This window comes from Pseudomonas sp. 14P_8.1_Bac3 (genome assembly GCF_025466085.1).
Taxonomy (GTDB): domain Bacteria; phylum Pseudomonadota; class Gammaproteobacteria; order Pseudomonadales; family Pseudomonadaceae; genus Aquipseudomonas.
The window spans coordinates 74,532-95,304 of sequence record NZ_JANLOD010000064.1; the positions used below are offsets into that span (position 1 = coordinate 74,532).

Genomic DNA, 20,773 nt, shown 5'->3' on the forward strand with positions numbered 1-20,773 from the left:
CTAGACGTGGTACGTGCTGTCAGGCACATCGGTGATGAACATATGGCCGGGGGCATGGGTGATCGCGAAGGGTACGCCCGACGCGGCGACGGCCGCCTGGGGCGTGACACCGCAGGCCCAGAACACTGGCACTTCGCCCGGTTCAATGCGCACCGCATCACCGAAGTCAGGACGGCTCAGGTCCTGGATGCCCAGCAGCTCAGGCTCGCCGATGTGCACCGGGGCACCGTGCACAGAGGGATAACGCCCGGTGATGCCGCTGGCCTCGGCCACACGACTGGCCGGGATCGGGCGCATCGACACCACCATTTCACCCTGCAACCGTCCCGCCGGACGGCAGGCCCGGTTGGTGCGGTACATGGGCACGTTGGTGTTATCGGCGATGTGCCGCACTTCAATGCCCGCTTCCTGCAAGGCCGTTTCGAAGGTGAAGCTGCAACCGATCAGGAACGCCACCATGTCATCGTGCTCGGCCCAGGCCTGCCGGGCGTCGCTGACTTCCTCCACCAGTTTGCCGTCGCGCCAGATGCGGTAGAGGGGAAAGTCGGTGCGCAGGTCGGCGTCTTCGGCCAGGATTGTCCTTGGACTGCCCGCATCGCTGACGTCGAGGATCGGACAGGCTTTTGGATTGCGCTGGGCGTACAACAGAAAGTCGTAGGCCCATTCACGCGGCAGGGCGATCAGGTTGGCCTGGGTCATGCCCGGGGCGATGCCCGCCGTTGGCGCGACAAGACCGCCACGGTAGGTTTCGCGAGCTTCACGCGCGGCAGCGATGGCCGCCTGGCGGGCGCGGTCAAGGGCATTCATGGACGATCTCCGGCAAAAGGCAACAGGGACAGATTGGCGTGCTCCAGCACCCGGCGCAGTTCCCGGGCCATTTCCACAGCGGCCGGGCTGTCGCCATGGACGCAGATCGAGTCGGCTTCGATTCGGGTCAGGGTGCCGTCGATGGCTTCGACGGTACCGTCCTGGACCAGACGCAGCATGCGTTGGGCCACAAGCGCCGGGTCGTGGAGCACGGCGCCCGGTTCGCGCCGCGACACCAGGTTGCCTTGTGGCGTGTAGGCACGGTCGGCGAAGGCTTCAGCGATGCACGGCAGGCCTTCGTTGCGGGCCAGCTCGATCAACGGCGAGCCGGCCAGGGCCACGAGTATCAGCGTGGAATCGATGGCACGAATGGCCTCGATCACCGCCAGCGCCTGCCGGCGGTCGTGGGCGATGGTGTTGTACAAGGCGCCATGGGGCTTCACATAGCGCACCGATGTGCCGGCCGCCTTGGCCAGGCCCTGCAACGCACCGATCTGGTAGATTACGTCGGCCGTCAATTCGTCGCTGGTGACGTCCATGTTGCGGCGGCCAAAACCGACTTTGTCCGGGTAGGCGACGTGGGCGCCAATGGTGACATTCTTCGCCACGGCGGCTTTCAGTGTGCGCAGGATGCCGGCCGGATCGCCGGCGTGGAAACCGCAGGCGACGTTCGCGCTGGTCACGACATCGAGCATCGCCACATCGTCGCCCATGCTCCAGGCGCCGAAGCTTTCACCCAGGTCGCTGTTAAGGTCAATTGAACGCATCTCGAATATCTCCGGTTAGATCAGGCTGCGCCGATGAAGGCGAAGATGGCACCGGCCGATTTGTAGGCCATGTACCACGACAGCAGGCAGGTCATGACGCCCAGCACCAGCAACCAGCGCGGGTAATGGTAGCCGTCCATGAGATCGGCACGGCGCCAGCCCACGTACATGAAAATGGTCAGGCCCAGCGGCAGGATAAGCCCGTTGAAGCCTCCCGCGAAGACCAGCAGCGCTGCGGGTGGCTTGCCCAGCAGCAGGTAAACGACCACTGAGATGAAAATGAAGACCACGGTGGCGAGGTGACGCGTGCGCTCGGTAATCCGCTTGGAGAACACGGTAATAAAGGACATCGACGTGTAGGAAGCGCCGATCACGCTGCTGATACCGGCCGCCCAGAGCACCAGGCCGAACATCATCAGGCCGATGTCGCCAGCGGCGGCACCAAACGCCTGCGCGGCCGGGTTGGCGCCTTTGCCGGACACATCGATGACGACGCCACTGGCGACGACCCCGAGAATGGCGAGGAACAGGATGAAACGCGCGATACCCGTGACCAGGATGCCGGTCAACGCAGCTCTGGACACCGCCTCGATGTTCTCCACGCCCACGGTGCCGCGATCGAGCAGGCGGTGGGCACCCGCGTAAGTGATGTAGCCGCCGACCGTGCCGCCAACGATGGTGGTGATCGCGGCAAAGTCGACGAAGTCAGGCCACACCGATTGACGCAGGGCCTCGCCCAGCGGCGGATGGGTCGCGAAGGCGGCGAAGAGGATCAGGCACACCTTGAGAATCCCCAGCACCATCATGATGCGGTCCATGGCAATGCCTGCCCGATGAGACGAGAAGATCGCGATGGCGAGCAGCGCGCTCAGCGCCCCACCCCATTTCGGATCCAGGCCGGTCAGAGCATTGAGACCCAGGCCGGCACCGGCAATGTTGCCCAGCATGAACACCAGACCACCGACGAGGACCAGCAAGGTCAGGACATAGCCACTGCCCGGGATCGCCACGTTCGCCAGGTCCGCTGCGCGCATTTTGGTCAGCGAGACGATGCGCCAGACGTTCAATTGAACGACGAAGTCGATCAGGATCGACGCCAGGATGCCAAAGGCAAAGGCGGCGCCCAGGGTTGCGGTGAACGTCGCCGTCTGGGTCAGGAAGCCCGGGCCGATGGCCGAGGTCGCCATCATGAAGACGGCGGCAACCAGGGAGGCGCGTCGTGCTTTTGTAAACTCTAGAGTGGCCTGTGTCACGACATCATTCCTACAGGTGAGAGATAGCCTCACTGAGCAATGTGCGTGCCAAGAGTCAACGATCGCGCTGCAAGTGTAGGTTTACAGCGACTTTATTGTTGAACAATCCATGCTGTATGGTTGATGCATATGCACCGTATTGTTACCTCAAAACCCATGAGTGCTACTTTATGAAGCAGGCGCAACGCGTCGAGCTTGTGTCGTGCCCTGGGCTCTGATGGAATATCGGCGCTGTTTCCTTTCCTGGATCACTTATGAACAATGCCTCTCCCGCCCTTCCCCGCACACTGGGAGAAACCATCACCCAGGAAATCCGCCGAATGCTGGTCGAGGGCGAGCTGGTGCCCGGTCAGCGCCTGTCCGAAGCAGCGTTGGCCGAAAGCCTGGATATTTCGCGCAACACCCTGCGCGAAGCCTTCAGAGTCCTGACCCGCGAAGGGTTGCTCAAGCACGAGCCCAACCGTGGGGTCACGGTCGCGGAACCCGACATGTCGTCGATCATCGACATCTACCGGGTGCGCCGCTTCGTCGAGTGCAAGGCCATTGCCCAGGGTTATCCACAGCACCCGGGCACCCTGCACATGCGCGAAGCGGTGGAGTCAGCGGTCGGTGCGCGGGAGGCGCAGGATTGGGTGGCGGTAGGCACGGCGAACATGATGTTCCACCAAGCCATCGTCGAACTGGCGGACAGCCCGCGTCTGCTGGCGTTTTATGCACAGATTTCGGCCGAGCTGCGGTTGGCCTTCGGCCTGCTCAACGATCCGAAGTTCTTGCATTCATCGTATGTCGACATGAACGCTTCGATTCTTCGCTGCGTCGAGGACAGTCAGCCGGAAGAAGCGACCCGCCTGCTCGACGCCTATCTGGTGCAATCGGAGCGCACCGTGCTGGCGGCCTACGAACGCAGGACCCGGCGCTAACACGGACGGCGCTGCGCGCTCACTCAGTCGTCCAGTCGAATTCGTCGTACTCGTCATCCTCGTCGTCCTCGAACGAGGCCTCATTGAGGACGTCCTCCTGCGGCGGCTCTTCGGCCTGTTTTGCCAGAAGAAATTCCTTGCGACTTTCGGTAATGGCTCGCCGCAGTTCCTTGCCCTTTTCCGGGCAGTTGAGCATTTGGGCGATGCGATCGATTTTTTTTGCCACGGCATCCTCCAACGCATCGGCTATGAAGCGATAGTGCGCGTTTCGCGCAGCGATGCCAAATGGCTGGCCACTGACGGATTGCGTTTCTTCAACTCCGGGCGCAACACCAGCCCGGGTTGAGTCCACTGAAAAACGTCAGCGGTGATATCGCCGCACCACACTGCTGTTTTTCAGCACGTGTCCTTTGATTTTTTCCAGCAATTGCGCGCGGGTCAGCCCGGCTGGCAAAGCGTCCGGAGCAAGATCGAGCGCGTAGAGCTGGATGATGTAGTGATGAGAGCTGTCGCCGACCGGCGGGCAAGGCCCGATGTAGCCGATAGAACCTTTGCTGTTGCTGCCGCCCACGCCTTCAAAAGCCGATTTAGCACCAACGCCCGCCGGAATCTGCCGGGTCGTGGGTTTGATCCCATATTGAATCCAGTGGTCGACGCCCAAGCCTTTCTGGCCGTCCGGGTCGTGCATGACGATGGCGTAGCTCTGCGTGCCCGGCGGGCCGGCGTTCCAGCTCAGGGCCGGAGACTGGTTCTTGCCGCCGCAGCCGGCCGCATCGCTGGCCTCCGCCGAGGTGAACAGACGGTTATCCGAAACACCCGGAATATTGAGGGTGAAGCGTTCCGCGGCCTGTGCCGGAAACTGCACGCAAAGGGCGACGGCAACGGCCGCCAGCCAAGGGTTCAGAGAGGTCAATCGGGTCATACCGGAGCACCTTGTGCGGGTGGGGCCGTGGTCGGCGTGCAAACTATAGCTGGACCGTTGGTGCGGTGGCAGTGAGATTTGGCTGAACCTCGGGATAAACACCAAACTCTTAACTGAAACGCCCGCCAGGAGAGCGATCATGGCACTGCACCGCGTCGCCCGTTTCGCCGATGTTCCCGAGAACCGTGGCCTGGAAGTCCGGATCGGTGACACCAAGATCGTCTTGCTGCGGGTCGGCGATCAACTGCGCGCCTATCAGGGTCAATGCCCCCACGCCGGTGCGCCGTTGGCCGAGGGCGCGTTGTGTCATGGACGACTGATTTGCCCCTGGCACAAGGCCGCGTATCGAATCGAAGATGGCGCACTGTGTGAACCGCCGTCGCTGGACAGCCTCAAGCGCTATCCCCTGGAAATGCGCGAGGACGAAGTCTGGGTTGACGAGCATCCGCTGCCGGATCCTCACACCCCGCCGGCTGATGATGACCGCACCTTCGTGATTATCGGTGCCGGTGCCGCTGGCACCGCGGGTGCGGCGGCGTTGCGCGAAAAAGGCTTCGGCGGCCGCGTGCTGCTGGTCGACCGTGAACCCGACGCCGGTTATGACCGAACCGTGTTAAGCAAATTCGTGATCGCAGGAGAGATGGCGCCAGACGAAGTGCCGCCGCTGCGGGATGACAGTTTTTACCGCGAGCAACGCATCGAGCGCGTCAACGGTGAAGTGGCGAGCCTGGATGCGCAGAATCGCACCGTACGCCTGAAAGACGGCCAGACGTTGACCTATGACGCCGCGTTACTCGCCACCGGCGGCACCCCTAACCGGCTCGACTTGCCGGGGGCCGAGTTGCCGCAGGTATTGGTGCTGCGCTCGAAGGATCAGGCGCAACACATTCTGGCAGCGGCCCAACCTGGCCAACGAGCCGTGATCATCGGCGACAGCTTCATCGCCATGGAATCCGCCGGGGCCCTGCGTGAACATGGCCTGGACGTCACCGTGCTGGCTCGCCACGAGGTGCCCTTCGCCAAGCAGTTCGGCGAAACCGTCGGCAAAGCCATTCGCGCCCGCCATGTGGCGCACGGCGTGGTGTTTCAAACCGACAGCGAAGCCGAGCAGATCGAGGGCACGGACAAGGTTGAAGCGGTGCGATTGAAGAACGGTGAGCGCCTGCCGGCGGACCTGGTGCTGGTCGGCATCGGCGTCAGCCCGGCGACTGATGCGTTTGCCGGTCTGCCCATGGAAAAGGACCATTCACTGACGGTCGACGGCGGGATGCGCGTGACCGAAGGGCTGTGGGCGGCGGGCGACATCGCCACTTTCCCACTCAATGGCCAGCCGCGGCGGATCGAGCATTGGCGCCTGGCCCAGCAACACGCACGGATTGCCGCGGCGAATATGCTGGGTGGCGACGAGCATTACCTGGATGTGCCGTACTTCTGGACCTGGCATTTCGGCAAGAACTACGACTACCTCGGACATGCCGAAGCCTGGGACGAGGTCGAGTTCAAGGGCGATCCTTACCATCCACCGTTTATCGGCCTGTTCGGCAGCAACGGCGTTGTTGCAGCCGCCATCGCCTGTGATGAAGAACGGGCGATGGCGATGCTGGCCGAACGGATGAAGCAGCCGTTGTCGATTGACGAGGCGTGGTTGCTGATTCGCGACGTTTAGGCCTTACTGGACAACGCCAGCGCCGCCGAGCTTGCCCATCACGAAGCCGACAAACTCTTCAACGGTCATTTTCTGGCCGTTGAACTCCACCTGATTATTGGCGTAGTGCAACTTGCTGACGACGTTATTGCCATCCAGTTTGGCGAACTGGGTGCCGACGGCCATGGCGCCGAACATGTCAGCGGTGGCCGTCGCCTGATCGGCGATGACCTTGGCGTCAGTCTGACCGTCGAGTTGCCCCTGGACGCTGAGCACATCAACCAGCATGGGTTTCGACACCTGGATGTTGACGTCGAGCAGGGCGATCAGCTGCTTGATCAACTGATCGGGCGGCAGGTCCATGGATTGCGGTTTGGTCAGGTCCAGCACCAGATTGGCGCGGCTTTCACCGTTGGCGGTGGTGAACGACAGGTTCTCCAGCGCCACCTGCGGACCGGCGGCAAGCAGTTTCTCCAGGCCAGCTTTCACCTGGGCTTCTTCTTCCGGGGTCAACACCAGTTCTGGGGCCGGCTCACCGGCAGCCGTCGCTTCGGCGGCGGCTTTTTCGTATGGCTGCAGTTTGGTTTGATAAATCTGCATCAGCGACATCGTTGACGGGATGTCGAGGTTCTTCAGGCTCATGGCCATCTGCGCGGAGCCGACCGTCTTGCCGTTCAGGGACACTTCACCAATCTTGTAATCGGCGCGCCCGGAAGCGCTGGTGCCCGATTCCTCGGTCTGGTTCTTCATCTCGAATTTCTTGATGCCCAGCACCGACTGTTGCGCGCCGAACGTAGTCTTGCTGTCAGTCAGCTCGACGGTATTGTCGCCGGTGTAGTAGCCGTAGGTGCTTTTCACCAGGTTGCTGGCCAGGGTCAGGCCGCTCAACTCGATGTTGACCGGCGTCTGGTTTTCATCGACGGTGGTCAGCGTGAAGTTGTCCATGTAGCCGTCAGCTTTGACTTTCTGCGCCTGGGCGCTGGCCGCGACGTCGAGGTTAAGGCCGGAGAATTTCAGGTGGGACTTGGCGTCCAGCGCCACATCCAGCGGCAGCAGCTCGAGGGTGCCGTTGGTGGCGTTGTCGTAACCGATGTTGACCACGCCGGTGAGCGGCGACTTGTCCTTGGCGGCGGCGAACCACTTCTCGGTGACCGGGGTCCTTTCCAGCTCGTAGTGACTGGTGGCCATGACCGGCAGCAATTTCAGCGACGCCAGGCGCGAGAACGGCAGCGGGCCGTGTTCGATATGGTCGACGAAAAGCAATTCGACCGGCGCCTCGCCGAATACCTCGCCCTGGCCCTTGAGACGGTAGTGCGCGGTGCTGCTGAACACGTGGCGCTCGAGCGATACCAGTTCCAGCGATGCGGTGCCGTTGGAGCCGACCAGCGCGGCTTGCAGTTCCTTGTTGGCGTCGGCGATCGAGGTGTTCAGCACCCCTTCGAGCTTGGTGCCGGTGTACCAGGCACCGCCGACGCTGATTGCACCGATGGCCACGACAATTCCAAGAAGCACGCCTGCTGATTTATTCATGAATGACCCGATCAATGTCCGTGGTTGAAAATGTGGTCGTCTTCCCTGAACCCAAGACGGGTTGCGGTCACGACTGCGCTGAAAGTGCGATGGAGATTAGCATCAGGCGCACCGCGCGGCCCAATGTTTAAAGGTTAAAGAGTGTCTATGGACTGCGCGGAGGGGACGAGAGTTTCGGCGGGCATGAAATCGCCTTCGCGAGCATGCCCGCTCCCACAGGTCCAGTGAGGCCCCTGTTGGGAGCGGGCATGCTCGCGAAGGCGTCAGAACTGACGATAGAGCATCAGGAATACTGGACTTCCATCTCGTCCAGCTGATGATCAAAGCTTTTCAGCCGCGCCGTCCACGTATACACCAGCACTTCGAAATCCCGATTGATCACCGCCCCGCCCGTCACGTCCGCGCGCGGGTCGCAGAAGTCCAGCTGATAACGTTCGCGGGCCATGGCGGAGGCGACATCGGAGAGTTCACGGGCGTTGTTCAGCCAATGCCAGCCGTCCTCCGACACTTGCTTGTCGAGAGCCAGGCACTGTTTCTTCAACGTTTCGAGGCTTTTTTCCAGCGGGGTGCCGGTGAGTTCGCCCATGACTTCCTGGAACGTGCGCCCCGGTTGCCAGTAGCTGCCCCAGAAATACCGGTCGAACACCGTTTCGACCCGACGCAACGCCACCTTGGTGTCCCAGATCAGCACCAGGGTCTTGCCTTGTTCGAGTTGTCTTTTTTTGATGCGCTGACCCTGGAACGACGCCCAGGCCACCACGACGATGGCCATCACGGCGATCAGCGCAGCGGCGCTGTCGAGGAACACCAGCGCCTTGTCGATCTGGTGCGCCAGCATGATGCCGTAGAAATAGGTGGCCGACAGCAAGACCAATGCCGCAATAGCGCACCAGAAGCCGGGAGCATAAGGGTTTTTCATTATTTTTAATCCCCATGACCAACGCGAGCCTTGATCAGTGGACTGGCGTGGCTCGTGGCGCGTCAGCCCAACACATCAAAGCATAGCAACGGCCTCAGGGTTTGCCGGTATTCGAGCCTTGCGTTCGTCCGCTTTCCCAGCCGCCGCCCAGCGCCAGGAACAGATCGATCTGGCTCATGGCGACCTGGGTGTTGGCGGCGGCCAGTTGCGCCCGCACATCGGTGTACGTGCGGGTCGCTTGCAGGTCGGCGAGGAACGAGGCGCGACCGGCCTGGAAGAAGCGGTGCGTCTGGTCCGCCGCCAGTTGCGCCGATTGCTCGGCATCCGCCAGGGCATCGCGACGTTGCAGCATCGCGGAATATTGGGCCAGGCCGGTCTGGGTCTCCCGAATGGCGTTGAGCACCACGCCGTCGAAATGCGCCAGCGCGCCCTGGCTCGCCGCTTCAGCCTCGCGGATGCGCGCGCGGGAGCCGTTGGACGGCACGGTCCAGGTCAGCAATGGGCCGAAGCCCCAGCGGTTGGTCGCCGGTTTGCCGAGATTTTCCAGAATGCCTACCGTGCCGACCGTCGCGCCGATGCTGATGTCCGGGTACAACTCGCCGGTGGCAATGCCGATGCCGGCGGTCGCGGCCGCGAGCCGGCGCTCGGCCTGGCGCACATCGGGGCGGCGCTTGAGCAAGGTTGCGCCGTCGCCGACCGGCAACAGTTGCGCAATCTTTGGCAGCTCGGCGCAGTCGCTGGTGCCGGCGGGCAACTGGTCGAGCGGTTTGGCCAGCAGCATCGACAGGCGGAACAATCCGGCCTGACGCGCCGCTTCATAGCGCGGCATGTCGGCGCGCAGTGATTTGAATTGGGTTTGCGAACGGGTGACCTGGGTTTCATCGCCGCGTCCGGCGTCACGCAGACGCTGGATCAGCGTGGTGCCCTGGGCCTGCAGGTCGAGGGAGTGCTGGGCGATTTCCCGTTCTTCGTTGGCCGCGCAGACCTGGGTATACGCCCGCACGACGTCCGCCACCAAGGTGATTCGCGCGGTGTCCGCAGCGGCTTGCGTGGCATCGGCATTGGCCTTGGCCGCTTCGATGCCACGTTGCAAGGTGCCGAACAGATCGAACTGATACGAGGTGGTAATGCCGATGTCGCCCACGTTCGCCACCGGCACTTTCTCCGGCAGCAGGAAAGCCTCGCCGGATTCCTGCAAGCGCTGTGCGCCCATTTTTACACCGCCACTCCAACCGCCAGCCGCCTGGGCTTCGTCGACCTGAGCGCGGGCTCGGGACAGATTGGCCGCCGCCACGCGCAGGTCGGTATTGGAGGCCATGGCTTGCTGCACCAACTGATCGAGGCGCGGGTCTTTATACAGACGCCACCAGTCGCCGGGCACCGGCGCCGACACGACATTCCTGTCGTTCACCGCCAGGTCGCCCTGCAAATCTTCGCGATGCACGGCGGCTTCGTCCGGCAAGTGATAATCCGGCCCGACCACCTGACACGCCGACAGCAACAGGCCCAATCCGGCCACCGCCAAACCCGAGGCCTTGCTCATTTGGCCGGCTCCTGGTGCTGGTCGTCGACGATCGACACCGTCGCCGTCCGTCCGGCAATCATGCGGAAGTCGTCCGGCACGTCATCGAAGGCGATCCGCACCGGAATCCGCTGGGCCAGCCGTACCCAGCTGAACGCAGGATTGACGTTCGGCAGCAAGTTGCTGCCGCTGCTGCGGTCGCGGTCTTCGATACCGGCGACGATGCTTTCCACATGGCCACGCAGGCGGGCACGGTCGCCGATCACGCGGATATCGACCGACTGGCCGACATGAATGCCGTCGAGTTTGGTTTCTTCGAAATAGCCGTCGATGTGGAACGAGTTACTGTCCACCACCGACAACACCGGCCGGCCCGCGTTGACGAATTCCTGCGCGCGTGGCGCCCGGTCGTTGACGTAACCGTCCACCGGGCTGCGGATCGTCGAACGGTCAAGGTTGAGCTGGGCGCTGTCCACCGCCACTTGCGCCTCCATCAATGCCACTTCGGCGCGAGCGACCCGCGAGTTGCTTTCTTCCAGTTGCTCGCCTGGCACCAGATTGCCGAGGCCGCGATTACGCTTGGCTTCGCGCTGCGCTTGCGCGAGGGTTTCCTGACGGTCGGCGACCGCCGCCTTGGCCTGGCGCAGCGCCAGTTTGAAACGGTCCTGATCGATGCTGAACAACACCTGGCCGCGCTTCACCAACTGGTTGTCGCGCACGTCCACCTGCTGGATCAGCCCGGACACGTCCGGCGCGATCTGCACGATGTCGGCACGGATGTGCCCGTCCCGGGTCCACGGCGCGAACATGTAGTACATGACCATGCGCCAGACCACGACAACGGCGAAGGTCACGATCAACAGCGTCAGGACCACGCGGCCTAGAGTCAAAACAGGTTTTTTCATGTCATCAGGTATCGACTGAGTGAATCCACGGCGCCGAGCAGCAAGGCGTAGAGAGCCACGTTGAACAATGCCCGGTGCCAGACCAGACGGTAAAAGTGCAAGCGCGTCAGCAACCCGTGCACCAGCAGGTAAATCACGTAGGTAATGCCCATCAGCACCAGCAGCGTGGGCAGGAACACCCCGCTGATATCCAGATCACCGATCATAAAGGCGCTCCATCGATGCCATGGGGAAGCGGTTCTTCGAGTTCGCCGCTGCCGAGGAATTCAACGCCGGGCAGCAAGGCCAGGCGCAGGCCGCTCAGGGCGTGCAGCAGATGCAAGCGGGCACCATCATCGCAATCGCGGTTCAGGGCGCGACGCGTGCGGTCCATGGTCATCAGCAATGCGCTGGGCGCCGGCAAACGTTCGCCGGCCTTGAGGCACGCCTTGAAATATTCGCCGACCTCGGCCACCACCTGATGCAGCAGCACCTGCGGCACGCCGAGCACTCGCGGGGTGTAGGCCAAAAGGTCGAGCAGGTTCAGCGCCACGCGCACTTCGCGCAACGCGATGCCGGTGTCCTGCCCGGTCATGGCCAGGCGCGGCAGATGCTGCATCAGGCGATCGAGAACCTGCACGCCCAACTGCCGGTGTTCCGCCAGCGAGGCCGGCTCGGTCAGGCTGACGATGTCACGCCAGCTGAAACGGGTCAGGCGCTTGGCCGCCAGTTCCGCGCCGAATGGCCGGGCGATCAACGTCCAGATAAAGGCGAACAGCAGACCGACGGGGCCGGCCAAGTTCGAATTGACGAAGCTGAAGAAGTCCGCATCGTAAGCGCCCTGGATGCTGATGAAGGACGAGGTGTTGACCAGGGTCAGCAGCATGCCCAGGTAAAACTGCGGCTTGACCGTCAGCGTGCCGATGCAAATGAACGGCACGGAAAACGCCAGCACCAGCATCGGGAAATCATGCAGGTTGGGCAGCACCAGAAACAGGTAAAGACTGGCAAACAGCACCGACATCGCCGTCCAGAAAAAGAACCGGTAGATCTGCGGCGCCGGGTCGTCCATCGAGGCGAAGAAACTGCACGCCACCGCCGCCAGGATCACCGCGGCACCGCCATCGGTCCAGCCGAGCAGAATCCACAGCACCGAGGCGACGATGATCGCGGTCACCGTCGACGCCGCCGAGTAAAGCATCAACCCGCGATCGAGAAACGGCGACAGGCGGCCCAGCCGCCAATGCCGATACACCGCGCGCCAACTGTCCTGGCTTTCACACTCGATGGCGTATTGCAGGCTGCGGCAGTCTTGCCACACATCGATCCATTCACCGAGGCGATACAAGGCGTTGGAGAACAGCAGCTGCTTGCGATCATCCAGCGCTTCGGCGGAAGGTTGCAGCGCATCGAGTTGAGCTTTCAGCGCTTGCCAGCGAGCCAGGTCGGCGTCCTTGTGCTCAAGCCATTCGGTGGTTGCGTCGAGCAGCGGTGCGAATTTGTCCACCAGCTCCGGCGTGCGCCGCTCAAGGGCATAGAGTGCATCGTCGAGGGCATCGATCACCGGCAACAGATGGATCATCCGACCGCGCAGCTCCTTGGTGTTGCGCACGGTCTGCGGACGCGAGCCCTCGTGGGGCAGCTGGCCGATCATCAATTCCAGGGTATTGAAGGTAGCGACCATCGATGCTCGCAGCGCGCTGACTTCATCCGGCTGCACATTGCGGCTGAGGAAACGCAGGCTGTAGGTCGAGGCATCGGCGAACCATTTGCTCACCGAATCGTTGAACACCGGCGCCAATCGACGCGGCCAGAACATCGCGCCCACCACCGCCGCGACAGCGATGCCGAGGAAGATCTCCTCGGTCCGCGCCTCGGCGACGTCCCACACTGCCAGCGGGTTATCCACCACCGGCAGCGCGATCAGCGGCAAAGTGTAGCCGGCGAGCATCAGGGCGTAACTGTTGGCGGTGCGCAGGTGCAGCGACAGGAACAGCAGAATCCCGGTCCATAGCGCGATGACCACCACCAACACATACGGGCTCTGTACAAACATCGGCACGAAAAAAACCGCCGCCGCCGCGCCCAGAAACGTACCGACCGCGCGGTACAGCGCCTTGGAACTGGTTGGGCCGACGAAGGGACTCGAAACGATATAAACCGTGGCCATCGCCCAATACGGACGCGGCATCTGCATGAGCATGGCGATGTACAACGCAATCATCGAGGCCGCAAAGGTGCGCACACCGTAGAACCAGTCGCGCGCCGGGGGAACGCCGGTGAAGAATCCGCTCAAGGGTTCACCACGGAGGGCGCGTTGGCCGCTTCGAACGCTTTCAACACCCGCAACGCCGCTTCCAGGTCACTCGGGGCGATGCCTTCCAGCACTTCGTTGCGCAAGCGCACCAATTCGATTTCAACCGCCTGCACCAGCTCCCGGCCGGTGTCGGTCAGGCTCAGGCATTTGGCGCGGCGATCATGGGCATCCTCGGTGCGAAGCACGTAGCCGGCATGGCATAACTGATCGAGCAGACGCACCAGGGACGGGCTCTCCATCCCGGCCGCCTGCGCCACCGTCACCTGCCGGACGCCCTCGCCCAGACGCCCGATCATCAGCAACGGGACGGCGCAGGCTTCGGAGATTCCATAGTTGACCAGCGTGGTCTGGCAGATCTTCCGCCAATGCCTGGCGGCCACCACCATGGAGCTGCTGATGTTCATCTGGAGAGCGTCGAGGTTTTTCGGCACGGAGAAAAAACACACTGTTAGTTTGCTAACTATCAATATCGCATTGGAGAGGAAAGGTGGTCAAGTTTTGAAACAATTTTTAGGCGACTGTTCAGCTTTCAACCACTGCGCCCCTTGCGCAACAACACATTCAATTGATCCACCACCTCCGCCCAATCCGCGTCATCCAGAATCTCATCCCGTAAAAAAGCAGCCTGGCTCTGGGTCCAGAAAAAAGCGTCCGCCAGGTGCAGTTCCGGTTTGAGGGGTGAATGGGTGGCGATGAATTGGTCGATGCTGACCGGGTCGTTGTCCAGGCCGAGTTGCTTGAACAGGGAGGGGAGGCTGTGGGTGGGGGATTGCATGTCGGGCTCCTGTTGAATGGCTAATGAGGGGTGACCGCTGCGCAGTCAATCGCGGGCACGTCAGAGCACCGCCCGCGAAGACGCTTGAAGAGACGCCATAAAACTCAATGACTCAACTCCCGCACCTCTGCATGCGGCACCATTTTCAGGTACTCCGGCATGCTCATGTGCAACAGGTGGTTGTGGTTGCCGGCTTCCAGGTAGATGTCTTTCTGCCGGGTCAGCAGTGGGTCGATGACCATCTCCAGGCCATAGGACTCGCCCAGTGCCGGCACGGCGCCACGTTCACAGTCGTCGAACAGATGCGCCAGGGTGCTTTCCCGGGTGATCTGCCATTCGCCGCTGCTGCGCACTTTACTCAGGTCCAGATGACGACTCGCCGGTAGCACGGCCATCAGGTAATGGCCATGGTGGTCGTCGAGGATCACCGACTTGGCCACCCGTTCGGCGGGAATACCCGCGACCCGCGCCGTTTCAAGGCTGCTGGCCGAGTGGGGATGGGTGACGATGTCAAATTCGCAGTGGGCCTTTTCCAGGCTGCTCTGCACGGTTCTTGCCATGCGCATGATGCACCTCGGTGTTCGTAACAGCGTTCCGGACGATGGATGAACCTTTTCTCTCCAACGACTTTTCTCTCCAATGAAAAGTCTAGGCCCGCTGAGCGCATCGCGCGGGAAATCTGTCCGCTGGAACCCTGTCGACAATTGAGCAAAATTCGTACAACCGACGGCTCGACTAGACTGTAAGAAGCGATGAGCTGACGTAGCGCGGCGTTTTCCGTTCATCGTCGGAAGGCTGCCCGGAGCAAGCTCGCTCCAACAGGGAGGGTCACGTGAACATTAGGTGGTGTGCAGTGGCGTTGCTATTGGCCCTGAGCGGATCGGCGCTCGCGGCGGACACCGTCGTGCTGGTGTCCAATCCCGCCGGGATCTGGCTGATCACCTTCGGCATCGTGTTTCTGATCGCCGAGGCAGCGCTGCCCAATTACGGTGTGATCGGGCTGGGCGGAATCGTGATGTTCGTCATCGGCGCTGTGATCCTGACCAACACCGAAGTACCCGTTCCGTTGATGATCGGTCTGGGACTGATCAGTGCATTGCTGCTGGTGTTCCTACTGATCCACGCCCTGAAAACCCGACCGCGCCACACCGTCAGTGGCGACGCCGGACTGGTGGGCAGCGTGACGCCGGTGATGTCGCTGCAACCCGGCAATGCCTGCAACGGCTGGGTGCACCTGCAAGGTGAACAATGGCAAGTACTCAGCGCCACGCCCCTGCAACCCGGACAACGGGTCCGGGTGGTGGCACGCAAGGGATTACTGCTGCAAGTGGCCGCGACTGACGCGGCGCCGGGTGGAGAATGACCATGGGCCTGCAACTGGGTTTTGCCGCGCTGTTGCTGCTGGTGATTGCACTGGCGGGATCGACGTTTCGCATCCTGCGTGAATACGAGCGCGGGGTGGTGTTCCAGCTCGGCCGCTTCTGGCAGGTCAAAGGCCCCGGCCTGATCCTGCTGATTCCGGTGGTGCAGCAAATGGTCCGCGTCGACCTGCGTACCGTGGTGCTCGACGTGCCGCCGCAAGACGTGATCACCCGCGACAACGTTTCGGTCAAGGTCAATGCGGTGCTGTACTTCCGCGTACTCGACCCGCAGAAGGCGATCATCCAGGTCGAGGATTTTCTCATGGCCACCAGCCAACTGGCCCAGACCACCCTGCGCGCAGTGCTCGGTAAACATGAACTCGATGAGCTGCTGGCCGAGCGCGAACGATTGAACATCGATATCCAGCAGGTACTCGATGCGCAAACCGATGCCTGGGGCATCAAGGTCGCCAACGTCGAGATCAAGCACGTCGACCTCAACGAATCAATGGTCCGTGCCATCGCCAAACAGGCCGAAGCCGAACGGGAACGCCGGGCCAAAGTCATCCACGCCGAAGGCGAATTGCAGGCCTCGGAAAAACTCATGCAGGCCGCCGAAATGCTCGGCCGTCAGCCGGGCGCCATGCAGTTGCGCTACATGCAGACACTGAGCTCGATCGCCGGGGATAAAAGCTCGACCATTATTTTTCCGCTGCCGATCGAATTGCTCAAGGGCATGGCGGATTTGTCGTCGAAACCCTGAATACCTCGGCGTGGTTAAACCCGAGCTTCAAGGCCGCACGATCAAGCGTGCATAGGCGCCGCCCGCGCGGGTCTCGCTAACGCGATGCCAGCCGGCGGGCAACGGCGCAAACTCATCCGGCCCATCGACGGCGCCGATCAGCCAGACTCGCCCGTTATTGGCCAGCCTGTCGAGGCTGTCGACGTAGGTGTCCTCAGTCACCAGAGTGCCAAAACCATAGGCGTTCGGCCGGGTCGAAGCTCCACTCGCCGAGGGCGGGGTGTACAACAACGGGCGGGTGTCGGTGCGGTTGTAGTAGACGTAACTGAGGTACCAGAGCATGTCGCTGGTGACAATCCGGTCGCCGCTCACGAAGTGCTGGTTGACGTAGTCGACCATCACATTGATCTGATCCTGCGGGTCCACCGTGGCGTTGTTCTTCAGGCCTACCAGCTCAACGCCGATGAACAGCAGCAATACCGCCAGCGCCACTAACCGAGCGCTTGAATACAGCCGATCCACCGCCAGCGCGACAATCATTGGCAGCCCCAGTGCATACGCGGTCAGGTAACGTTCAATGAACACCGGCGTGATGAACGACACGCCGAACACCAGCAGCAGCGGCAACGCCGTGTAGATCACCAGCAGCGCACTGCCGCGAAATACACTGCGATCGCGCGCCAACGCTACGCCGGCAATCACCAGGAGCGCCAACGGCAAGGCAATGAACAGCAAGGCGGGCAGGGTTTCGCCATCGTCCTGAATCAAGAACGACCACAGCATGGAAGGCAGCGAGCTCAACGTGACCGGCAATTCCCAGCCCACGTCGCCATTAGCCCTGAGCTGATCCATGTGTCGCAACAGATCGACCAGACTTGGCAGCCACGGCAGGAACAACAGCACGATTGCCGCGTTCGCCAGCCACCAGCCGGGGCGTTGAATATGCCGCAAGCGATAACCCGGCTGCACGCGAATCAACCCCAGATACAACCAGTGGCAGAGCACGCACAACGCGGTGAAGTAATGGGTGTAGAACGCGGCCGTCATCAACAGCGCGTACGCCACCAGATAACGGGGGCGGTGCGGGCGCCTGATCCAGTAGACCAAGGCAATCGTCGCGCCGATCAGCCACAAGCCCAGCAACGAATACATGCGCACTTCCTGGCTGTAACGCACCGCCGTGGGCAACAGCGCCAGCAGGAAACCCGCGAGCAGCGCCGCGCGGCGGGTGGCGAGCAAGTCCATCAGCCACACGCCGAGCCAAACCGTGACGATACCGGGTACTGCGCTGAGGCAGCGGATCGAAAAAATGCCGTCGCCGAATAGCCCGATCCAGCCGTGCAGCAGGAAAAAATACAGCGGTGGATGCACATCATGGGCCGCGTGCAGCCAGATGCCGGACAGCGAAAACTGACTCAATAACAGGCTGGATCCTTCGTCGCCCCAGATGGCAGCCGCCGTCAGGTCGTAGAAACGTACCAGCGCCGCCAGTGCCAGAATCGGTAGCAGCCAATGTTCCTGCGCCCAACGCAACCAGCGCTGGACAGTCGCCCAGACACCCGGTGCAGCATGCGGCTCTTGAGTACCACCCAACGGCATTTCCCTGCGCGCCTCCATTGCATCTCCCCCGGAAACGAGCCCCCGACCACGAACCCTGTTGATCACTGTAGGACGGCGTACGTTCACCGTCGATGCTGGCTTTGCGACCAACGACATTTGATGGGGAACGGATCAACCTTGAGCGAGCACTCATCCAGATCTGTGGGAAAGCCAGTTCAACTGACCGCAATATTAGCGCTGCGCCGTCTCCCCTACCGGATACACCGACTCCCATCCCCCGCCCAACGCCTTGTACAACCCGACCATCGCCAATGACACCCCGGTCGAGCTTTCTACCCATTGCTGCTGGGTCGCGAGCAATTCGCCTTGCACGGTCAGGACGTTGACGAAATCCACCACGCCTTCGACATATTGTTGCTGCGCGGTGCGCAGGGCGATCTGGTTCTGGCGCACGGCTTCGGCGAGGCTGTCACGGCGCAGTTGGCTGGCGTTGTAGGCGGTCAGTTGGTCATCGATTTCATGCCAGGCGCGCAGCACCGTTTGCTGGTAGGCGATGGCGGCTTCCTGTTGCTGGGCTTCGCGCAGGTTCAAGACGCCGCGCAGGCGGCCACCGTCGAACAGCGGCAGGCTGATTTGCGGGCCGATGCCGAAGGCCCGCGACCCCCATGAACCGAAATCGCTCAGTTGCAGCGCCTGTGAAGCGATGTTGCCTGACAGGGTGATGCGCGGGTAGAAATCTGCCTTGGCCACGCCAATGTTCGCGGTGGCGGCATGCAAGCGGGCTTCGGCCTGACGGATGTCCGGGCGACGCTCGGCCAGTTGCGACGGCAGACCGATGGCGACCTGACGCGGTGTTTGTGGCACGGGAGCGTCGGTGGATAACTCGGCGTGCAGCGCTTGCGGCGGCTCGCCCATCAACAGGCTCAGCGCATTGATCAGCTGGGATTGGCGCTGCTCCAGCGCTGGCAGGCGCGATTCGATGGCGGCGACCTGCGCAGCGGCCTCGGCGACGTCGAGGTCGGTGGCGACACCGTCGGTCAGGCGCAATTGCGACAGTTTCAGGCTATGGCGCGCGACATCAAGATTCTGCTCGGTGACCGCTCGTGTGCTCTGCACGCCGCGCAGCTGGATGTAGTCCTGAGCCGTTTCAGCGAGGACCGACAACAACACGCCGCGTTGATCGTTTTCGGCGACTTCCAGGGTGGCGTCGGCGGCTTCGGTTTCGCGGCGTACACGGCCCCAGAAATCCAGCTCCCAGGAGGCGGAAAAACCGGCGTCCCACAAATTGTATGCAGCGTTGCCATTGTTCCCCGACGGATCGGCCAGGCCTTTGCCGCTGCTGCGTTCACGCCCGTAGCCGCCGGTGGCGGCGGTGTTGGGGTAGCGGTCGGCGGTGACCACCTGGCGCGCCGCGCGACTTTGCTGCAAGCGGCTGCTGGCGAGCTTCAGGTCGAGGTTATCAGTCAGCGCGCGCTGGGTCAGGGCCGACAATTTCGAGTCCTGGAACACCTCCCACCAACGCTCGTCCATGGTTTCGGCGACGGCCTGGCTGCCGGCGGCTTTTTGCGGTTTTGACCATTCGGTGATTTGTTGCGCTTGTGGTTTCTGAAAGTCCGGGCCGACGGTGCAGGCTGAAAGGCTCATCACCAGCAGGGCGCACAGGGTCAGTCGTGGCTGAAGGCCTCTGCGCGAGCAGGCTCGCTCCCCCATTGAAAAGCGGTTGCCTGTGGGAGCAAGCCGGTTCGCGAAGGCGTCAGCCCGATCAACGAAGATTTTCATCGCTGCGCAACCTCATGCTTGCCGGCACCCGCCGTATCAATCCGCGCCTCTACCGACATTCCCACCCGCAGCCGCTCAGCCAACGGTTGTCCCGGCTCCAGGACGATTTTCACCGGAATCCGTTGCACCACCTTGGTGAAGTTGCCGGTGGCGTTGTCCGGTTTGACCGAAGCGAACGTCACTCCGGTGGCCGCCGCAATGCTTTCGACGTGGCCGCTCAGGGCTTCACCGCCAAGGCTGTCCACCCGCACTTGCACATCCTGCCCCGGCTGCACGTTGGTCAGTTGGGTTTCCTGGAAGTTGGCGACCACATATGCCTGCGTCAGCGGCACCACCGCCAGCAGCTTGCTGCCCGGCGTGACATACGCGCCAACCCGCACCGCACGCTCGCCGACCATGCCGTCCTGCGGCGCGACGATGCGGGTGTAGGACAGCTCGTAATTGGCGATGTCCAGCGCCGCTTGCGCGCGTTTCAAGCCACCGTCGGCGGCGTCGCGTTGCGCGGTCAGGATATCCACTTGCTTGCGCTCCGCCGCCAGCACCGCCGTGGCATTCGCCAGCCGGGCCGTGGACTGGTCGATACGCGTACGCGCTTGCTGAGCGTTTTGCACCGTGCCTGCGCCCACTCCGGCGAGGTGGTCGTAGCGGTTCAGTTCATGTTCGGCGAAGGCCATTTCTGCCTTGGCCGAGACCACCGTGGCTTGCGCCTGCGCGATCACCGATGCCTGGCGTTCAAGGGTCGCCCGAGCGTTTTGCAGCTGCGCCCGCGCGACCAGGGTTTCGGCGTCGGCGGCTTGAGCGGCGGCGCGCAGATCCCGGTCATCGATCAGCGCCAGCAATTGCCCAGCCTTGACCTGCTGGTTGTCCTCCACCAGCACCTCCTTGATGAACCCGGCGACCCGTGGCACCACCAAGGTGAAGTCTGCGGAGACAAAGGCATCGTTGGTGGTCTGTTGCGTGCGCTTGCCGAACATTCCTGGCGCCAGCAGATAAACCAATACGCCAACCGCCACCAGGGCAGCGACACCCACGGCTACTTTTTTCGTTGATTGAGTCGTCATAAAAACCTT

At 62.3% G+C, this 20,773-nt stretch carries 21 protein-coding genes; 4 read left to right on the forward strand and 17 right to left on the reverse strand.

Annotated features, from left to right (window positions below; genetic code table 11):
* Genes NTD84_RS20115 through NTD84_RS20125 form a run of 3 tightly spaced genes read right to left on the reverse strand, consistent with a single transcriptional unit; the run spans nucleotide 1 to nucleotide 2,827 of the window.
* Nucleotides 1-807 carry a putative hydro-lyase gene (locus NTD84_RS20115; protein ID WP_262169018.1) on the reverse strand — a complete coding sequence of 269 codons (807 nt, stop codon included), beginning with the start codon at nucleotides 805-807 and terminating at the stop codon, nucleotides 1-3.
* Nucleotides 804-1,574, reverse strand: a complete 771-nt coding sequence (locus tag NTD84_RS20120) for a LamB/YcsF family protein (RefSeq protein WP_262169020.1) — start codon at nucleotides 1,572-1,574, stop codon at nucleotides 804-806. Before NTD84_RS20120 ends, NTD84_RS20115 begins: the two co-directional genes overlap by 4 nt.
* A gap of 20 nt (nucleotides 1,575-1,594) precedes the next feature.
* Entirely contained in the window at nucleotides 1,595-2,827 is a 1,233-nt protein-coding gene (locus NTD84_RS20125; RefSeq protein ID WP_262169023.1) for an NRAMP family divalent metal transporter, read from the reverse strand.
* 254 nt (nucleotides 2,828-3,081) lie between these two features.
* Between NTD84_RS20125 and NTD84_RS20130 the strand changes: the two genes are divergently transcribed.
* On the forward strand, nucleotides 3,082-3,747 hold the full coding sequence (locus NTD84_RS20130) for a GntR family transcriptional regulator (RefSeq protein WP_262169025.1): 666 nt from the start codon (nucleotides 3,082-3,084) through the stop codon (nucleotides 3,745-3,747).
* A gap of 19 nt (nucleotides 3,748-3,766) precedes the next feature.
* Here NTD84_RS20130 and NTD84_RS20135 read toward each other — a convergent pair whose 3' ends face one another.
* Together NTD84_RS20135 and NTD84_RS20140 are read right to left on the reverse strand one after the other, a co-directional pair.
* On the reverse strand, nucleotides 3,767-4,027 hold the full coding sequence (locus tag NTD84_RS20135) for a hypothetical protein (RefSeq protein ID WP_262169101.1): 261 nt from the start codon (nucleotides 4,025-4,027) through the stop codon (nucleotides 3,767-3,769).
* Between the two features lie 81 nt (nucleotides 4,028-4,108).
* Nucleotides 4,109-4,669, reverse strand: coding sequence for a YbhB/YbcL family Raf kinase inhibitor-like protein (locus NTD84_RS20140; RefSeq protein ID WP_262169027.1), 561 nt, complete (start codon nucleotides 4,667-4,669; stop codon nucleotides 4,109-4,111).
* A 139-nt stretch (nucleotides 4,670-4,808) separates the two neighbouring features.
* Here NTD84_RS20140 and NTD84_RS20145 point away from each other — a divergent pair, with 139 nt between their 5' ends.
* Nucleotides 4,809-6,335 (forward strand): apoptosis inducing factor family protein, encoded by a 1,527-nt coding sequence (locus NTD84_RS20145; protein ID WP_262169029.1) that lies wholly within the window; start codon nucleotides 4,809-4,811, stop codon nucleotides 6,333-6,335.
* A 3-nt stretch (nucleotides 6,336-6,338) separates the two neighbouring features.
* On the opposite strand, the gene NTD84_RS20150 is transcribed toward NTD84_RS20145, so the two are convergent.
* The 9 genes from NTD84_RS20150 to NTD84_RS20190 all read right to left on the reverse strand — a co-directional run bounded on the left by NTD84_RS20150 (nucleotide 6,339) and on the right by NTD84_RS20190 (nucleotide 14,827).
* Entirely contained in the window at nucleotides 6,339-7,844 is a 1,506-nt protein-coding gene (locus tag NTD84_RS20150) for a YdgA family protein (protein ID WP_262169031.1), read from the reverse strand.
* A 283-nt stretch (nucleotides 7,845-8,127) separates the two neighbouring features.
* Complete coding sequence (locus NTD84_RS20155; RefSeq protein ID WP_262169034.1) at nucleotides 8,128-8,763, reverse strand: NADH:ubiquinone oxidoreductase subunit N; 636 nt, start codon at nucleotides 8,761-8,763, stop codon at nucleotides 8,128-8,130.
* Nucleotides 8,764-8,857: 94 nt separating this feature from the next.
* Nucleotides 8,858-10,306: an efflux transporter outer membrane subunit gene (locus NTD84_RS20160; RefSeq protein ID WP_262169036.1), complete on the reverse strand. Its 1,449-nt coding sequence runs from the start codon at nucleotides 10,304-10,306 to the stop codon at nucleotides 8,858-8,860.
* A complete protein-coding gene (locus tag NTD84_RS20165; RefSeq protein ID WP_262169038.1) occupies nucleotides 10,303-11,190 on the reverse strand; it encodes an HlyD family secretion protein in 888 nt (295 codons plus the stop codon). The genes NTD84_RS20160 and NTD84_RS20165 overlap by 4 nt, the downstream gene beginning before the upstream one ends.
* Nucleotides 11,187-11,396 (reverse strand): DUF1656 domain-containing protein, encoded by a 210-nt coding sequence (locus NTD84_RS20170; protein WP_008034684.1) that lies wholly within the window; start codon nucleotides 11,394-11,396, stop codon nucleotides 11,187-11,189. The genes NTD84_RS20165 and NTD84_RS20170 overlap by 4 nt, the downstream gene beginning before the upstream one ends.
* The gene (locus NTD84_RS20175; RefSeq protein WP_262169043.1) at nucleotides 11,393-13,465 is read right to left on the reverse strand and encodes an FUSC family protein; all 2,073 of its coding nucleotides are present in this window, start codon (nucleotides 13,463-13,465) and stop codon (nucleotides 11,393-11,395) included. The genes NTD84_RS20170 and NTD84_RS20175 overlap by 4 nt, the downstream gene beginning before the upstream one ends.
* Complete coding sequence (locus tag NTD84_RS20180) at nucleotides 13,462-13,890, reverse strand: MarR family winged helix-turn-helix transcriptional regulator (RefSeq protein ID WP_262169047.1); 429 nt, start codon at nucleotides 13,888-13,890, stop codon at nucleotides 13,462-13,464. The genes NTD84_RS20175 and NTD84_RS20180 overlap by 4 nt, the downstream gene beginning before the upstream one ends.
* Before the next feature lie 125 nt (nucleotides 13,891-14,015).
* Nucleotides 14,016-14,261 carry a DUF2789 domain-containing protein gene (locus tag NTD84_RS20185; protein ID WP_262169050.1) on the reverse strand — a complete coding sequence of 82 codons (246 nt, stop codon included), beginning with the start codon at nucleotides 14,259-14,261 and terminating at the stop codon, nucleotides 14,016-14,018.
* Between the two features lie 104 nt (nucleotides 14,262-14,365).
* Nucleotides 14,366-14,827, reverse strand: a complete 462-nt coding sequence (locus NTD84_RS20190; protein WP_262169052.1) for an aminoacyl-tRNA deacylase — start codon at nucleotides 14,825-14,827, stop codon at nucleotides 14,366-14,368.
* A 266-nt stretch (nucleotides 14,828-15,093) separates the two neighbouring features.
* On the opposite strand from NTD84_RS20190, the gene NTD84_RS20195 reads away from it, so the two are divergent.
* Nucleotides 15,094-15,624, forward strand: a complete 531-nt coding sequence (locus NTD84_RS20195) for an NfeD family protein (RefSeq protein ID WP_262169055.1) — start codon at nucleotides 15,094-15,096, stop codon at nucleotides 15,622-15,624.
* Between the two features lie 2 nt (nucleotides 15,625-15,626).
* The gene (locus NTD84_RS20200) at nucleotides 15,627-16,385 is read left to right on the forward strand and encodes a slipin family protein (protein ID WP_262169057.1); all 759 of its coding nucleotides are present in this window, start codon (nucleotides 15,627-15,629) and stop codon (nucleotides 16,383-16,385) included.
* A 27-nt stretch (nucleotides 16,386-16,412) separates the two neighbouring features.
* Here NTD84_RS20200 and NTD84_RS20205 read toward each other — a convergent pair whose 3' ends face one another.
* The 3 genes from NTD84_RS20205 to NTD84_RS20215 form a co-directional block, all read right to left on the reverse strand.
* Nucleotides 16,413-17,981 (reverse strand): glycosyltransferase family 39 protein, encoded by a 1,569-nt coding sequence (locus NTD84_RS20205; protein WP_262169060.1) that lies wholly within the window; start codon nucleotides 17,979-17,981, stop codon nucleotides 16,413-16,415.
* A 174-nt stretch (nucleotides 17,982-18,155) separates the two neighbouring features.
* The gene (locus NTD84_RS20210) at nucleotides 18,156-19,703 is read right to left on the reverse strand and encodes an efflux transporter outer membrane subunit (protein WP_262169062.1); all 1,548 of its coding nucleotides are present in this window, start codon (nucleotides 19,701-19,703) and stop codon (nucleotides 18,156-18,158) included.
* Entirely contained in the window at nucleotides 19,700-20,764 is a 1,065-nt protein-coding gene (locus NTD84_RS20215; protein ID WP_262169064.1) for an HlyD family secretion protein, read from the reverse strand. Before NTD84_RS20215 ends, NTD84_RS20210 begins: the two co-directional genes overlap by 4 nt.
* Nucleotides 20,765-20,773: the final 9 nt, after the last annotated feature.

Coding starts and splice junctions, on each gene's coding strand:
- NTD84_RS20155 (WP_262169034.1), bottom strand. CDS start 8,763: ATGAAAAACCCTTATGCTCCCGGCTTCTGGTGCGCTATTGCGGCATTG.
- NTD84_RS20150 (WP_262169031.1), bottom strand. CDS start 7,844: ATGAATAAATCAGCAGGCGTGCTTCTTGGAATTGTCGTGGCCATCGGT.
- NTD84_RS20160 (WP_262169036.1), bottom strand. CDS start 10,306: ATGAGCAAGGCCTCGGGTTTGGCGGTGGCCGGATTGGGCCTGTTGCTG.
- NTD84_RS20145 (WP_262169029.1), top strand. CDS start 4,809: ATGGCACTGCACCGCGTCGCCCGTTTCGCCGATGTTCCCGAGAACCGT.
- NTD84_RS20170 (WP_008034684.1), bottom strand. CDS start 11,396: ATGATCGGTGATCTGGATATCAGCGGGGTGTTCCTGCCCACGCTGCTG.
- NTD84_RS20185 (WP_262169050.1), bottom strand. CDS start 14,261: ATGCAATCCCCCACCCACAGCCTCCCCTCCCTGTTCAAGCAACTCGGC.
- NTD84_RS20215 (WP_262169064.1), bottom strand. CDS start 20,764: ATGACGACTCAATCAACGAAAAAAGTAGCCGTGGGTGTCGCTGCCCTG.
- NTD84_RS20140 (WP_262169027.1), bottom strand. CDS start 4,669: ATGACCCGATTGACCTCTCTGAACCCTTGGCTGGCGGCCGTTGCCGTC.
- NTD84_RS20115 (WP_262169018.1), bottom strand. CDS start 807: ATGAATGCCCTTGACCGCGCCCGCCAGGCGGCCATCGCTGCCGCGCGT.
- NTD84_RS20210 (WP_262169062.1), bottom strand. CDS start 19,703: ATGAAAATCTTCGTTGATCGGGCTGACGCCTTCGCGAACCGGCTTGCT.
- NTD84_RS20190 (WP_262169052.1), bottom strand. CDS start 14,827: ATGCGCATGGCAAGAACCGTGCAGAGCAGCCTGGAAAAGGCCCACTGC.
- NTD84_RS20200 (WP_262169057.1), top strand. CDS start 15,627: ATGGGCCTGCAACTGGGTTTTGCCGCGCTGTTGCTGCTGGTGATTGCA.
- NTD84_RS20120 (WP_262169020.1), bottom strand. CDS start 1,574: ATGCGTTCAATTGACCTTAACAGCGACCTGGGTGAAAGCTTCGGCGCC.
- NTD84_RS20165 (WP_262169038.1), bottom strand. CDS start 11,190: ATGAAAAAACCTGTTTTGACTCTAGGCCGCGTGGTCCTGACGCTGTTG.
- NTD84_RS20130 (WP_262169025.1), top strand. CDS start 3,082: ATGAACAATGCCTCTCCCGCCCTTCCCCGCACACTGGGAGAAACCATC.
- NTD84_RS20180 (WP_262169047.1), bottom strand. CDS start 13,890: ATGAACATCAGCAGCTCCATGGTGGTGGCCGCCAGGCATTGGCGGAAG.
- NTD84_RS20205 (WP_262169060.1), bottom strand. CDS start 17,981: ATGGAGGCGCGCAGGGAAATGCCGTTGGGTGGTACTCAAGAGCCGCAT.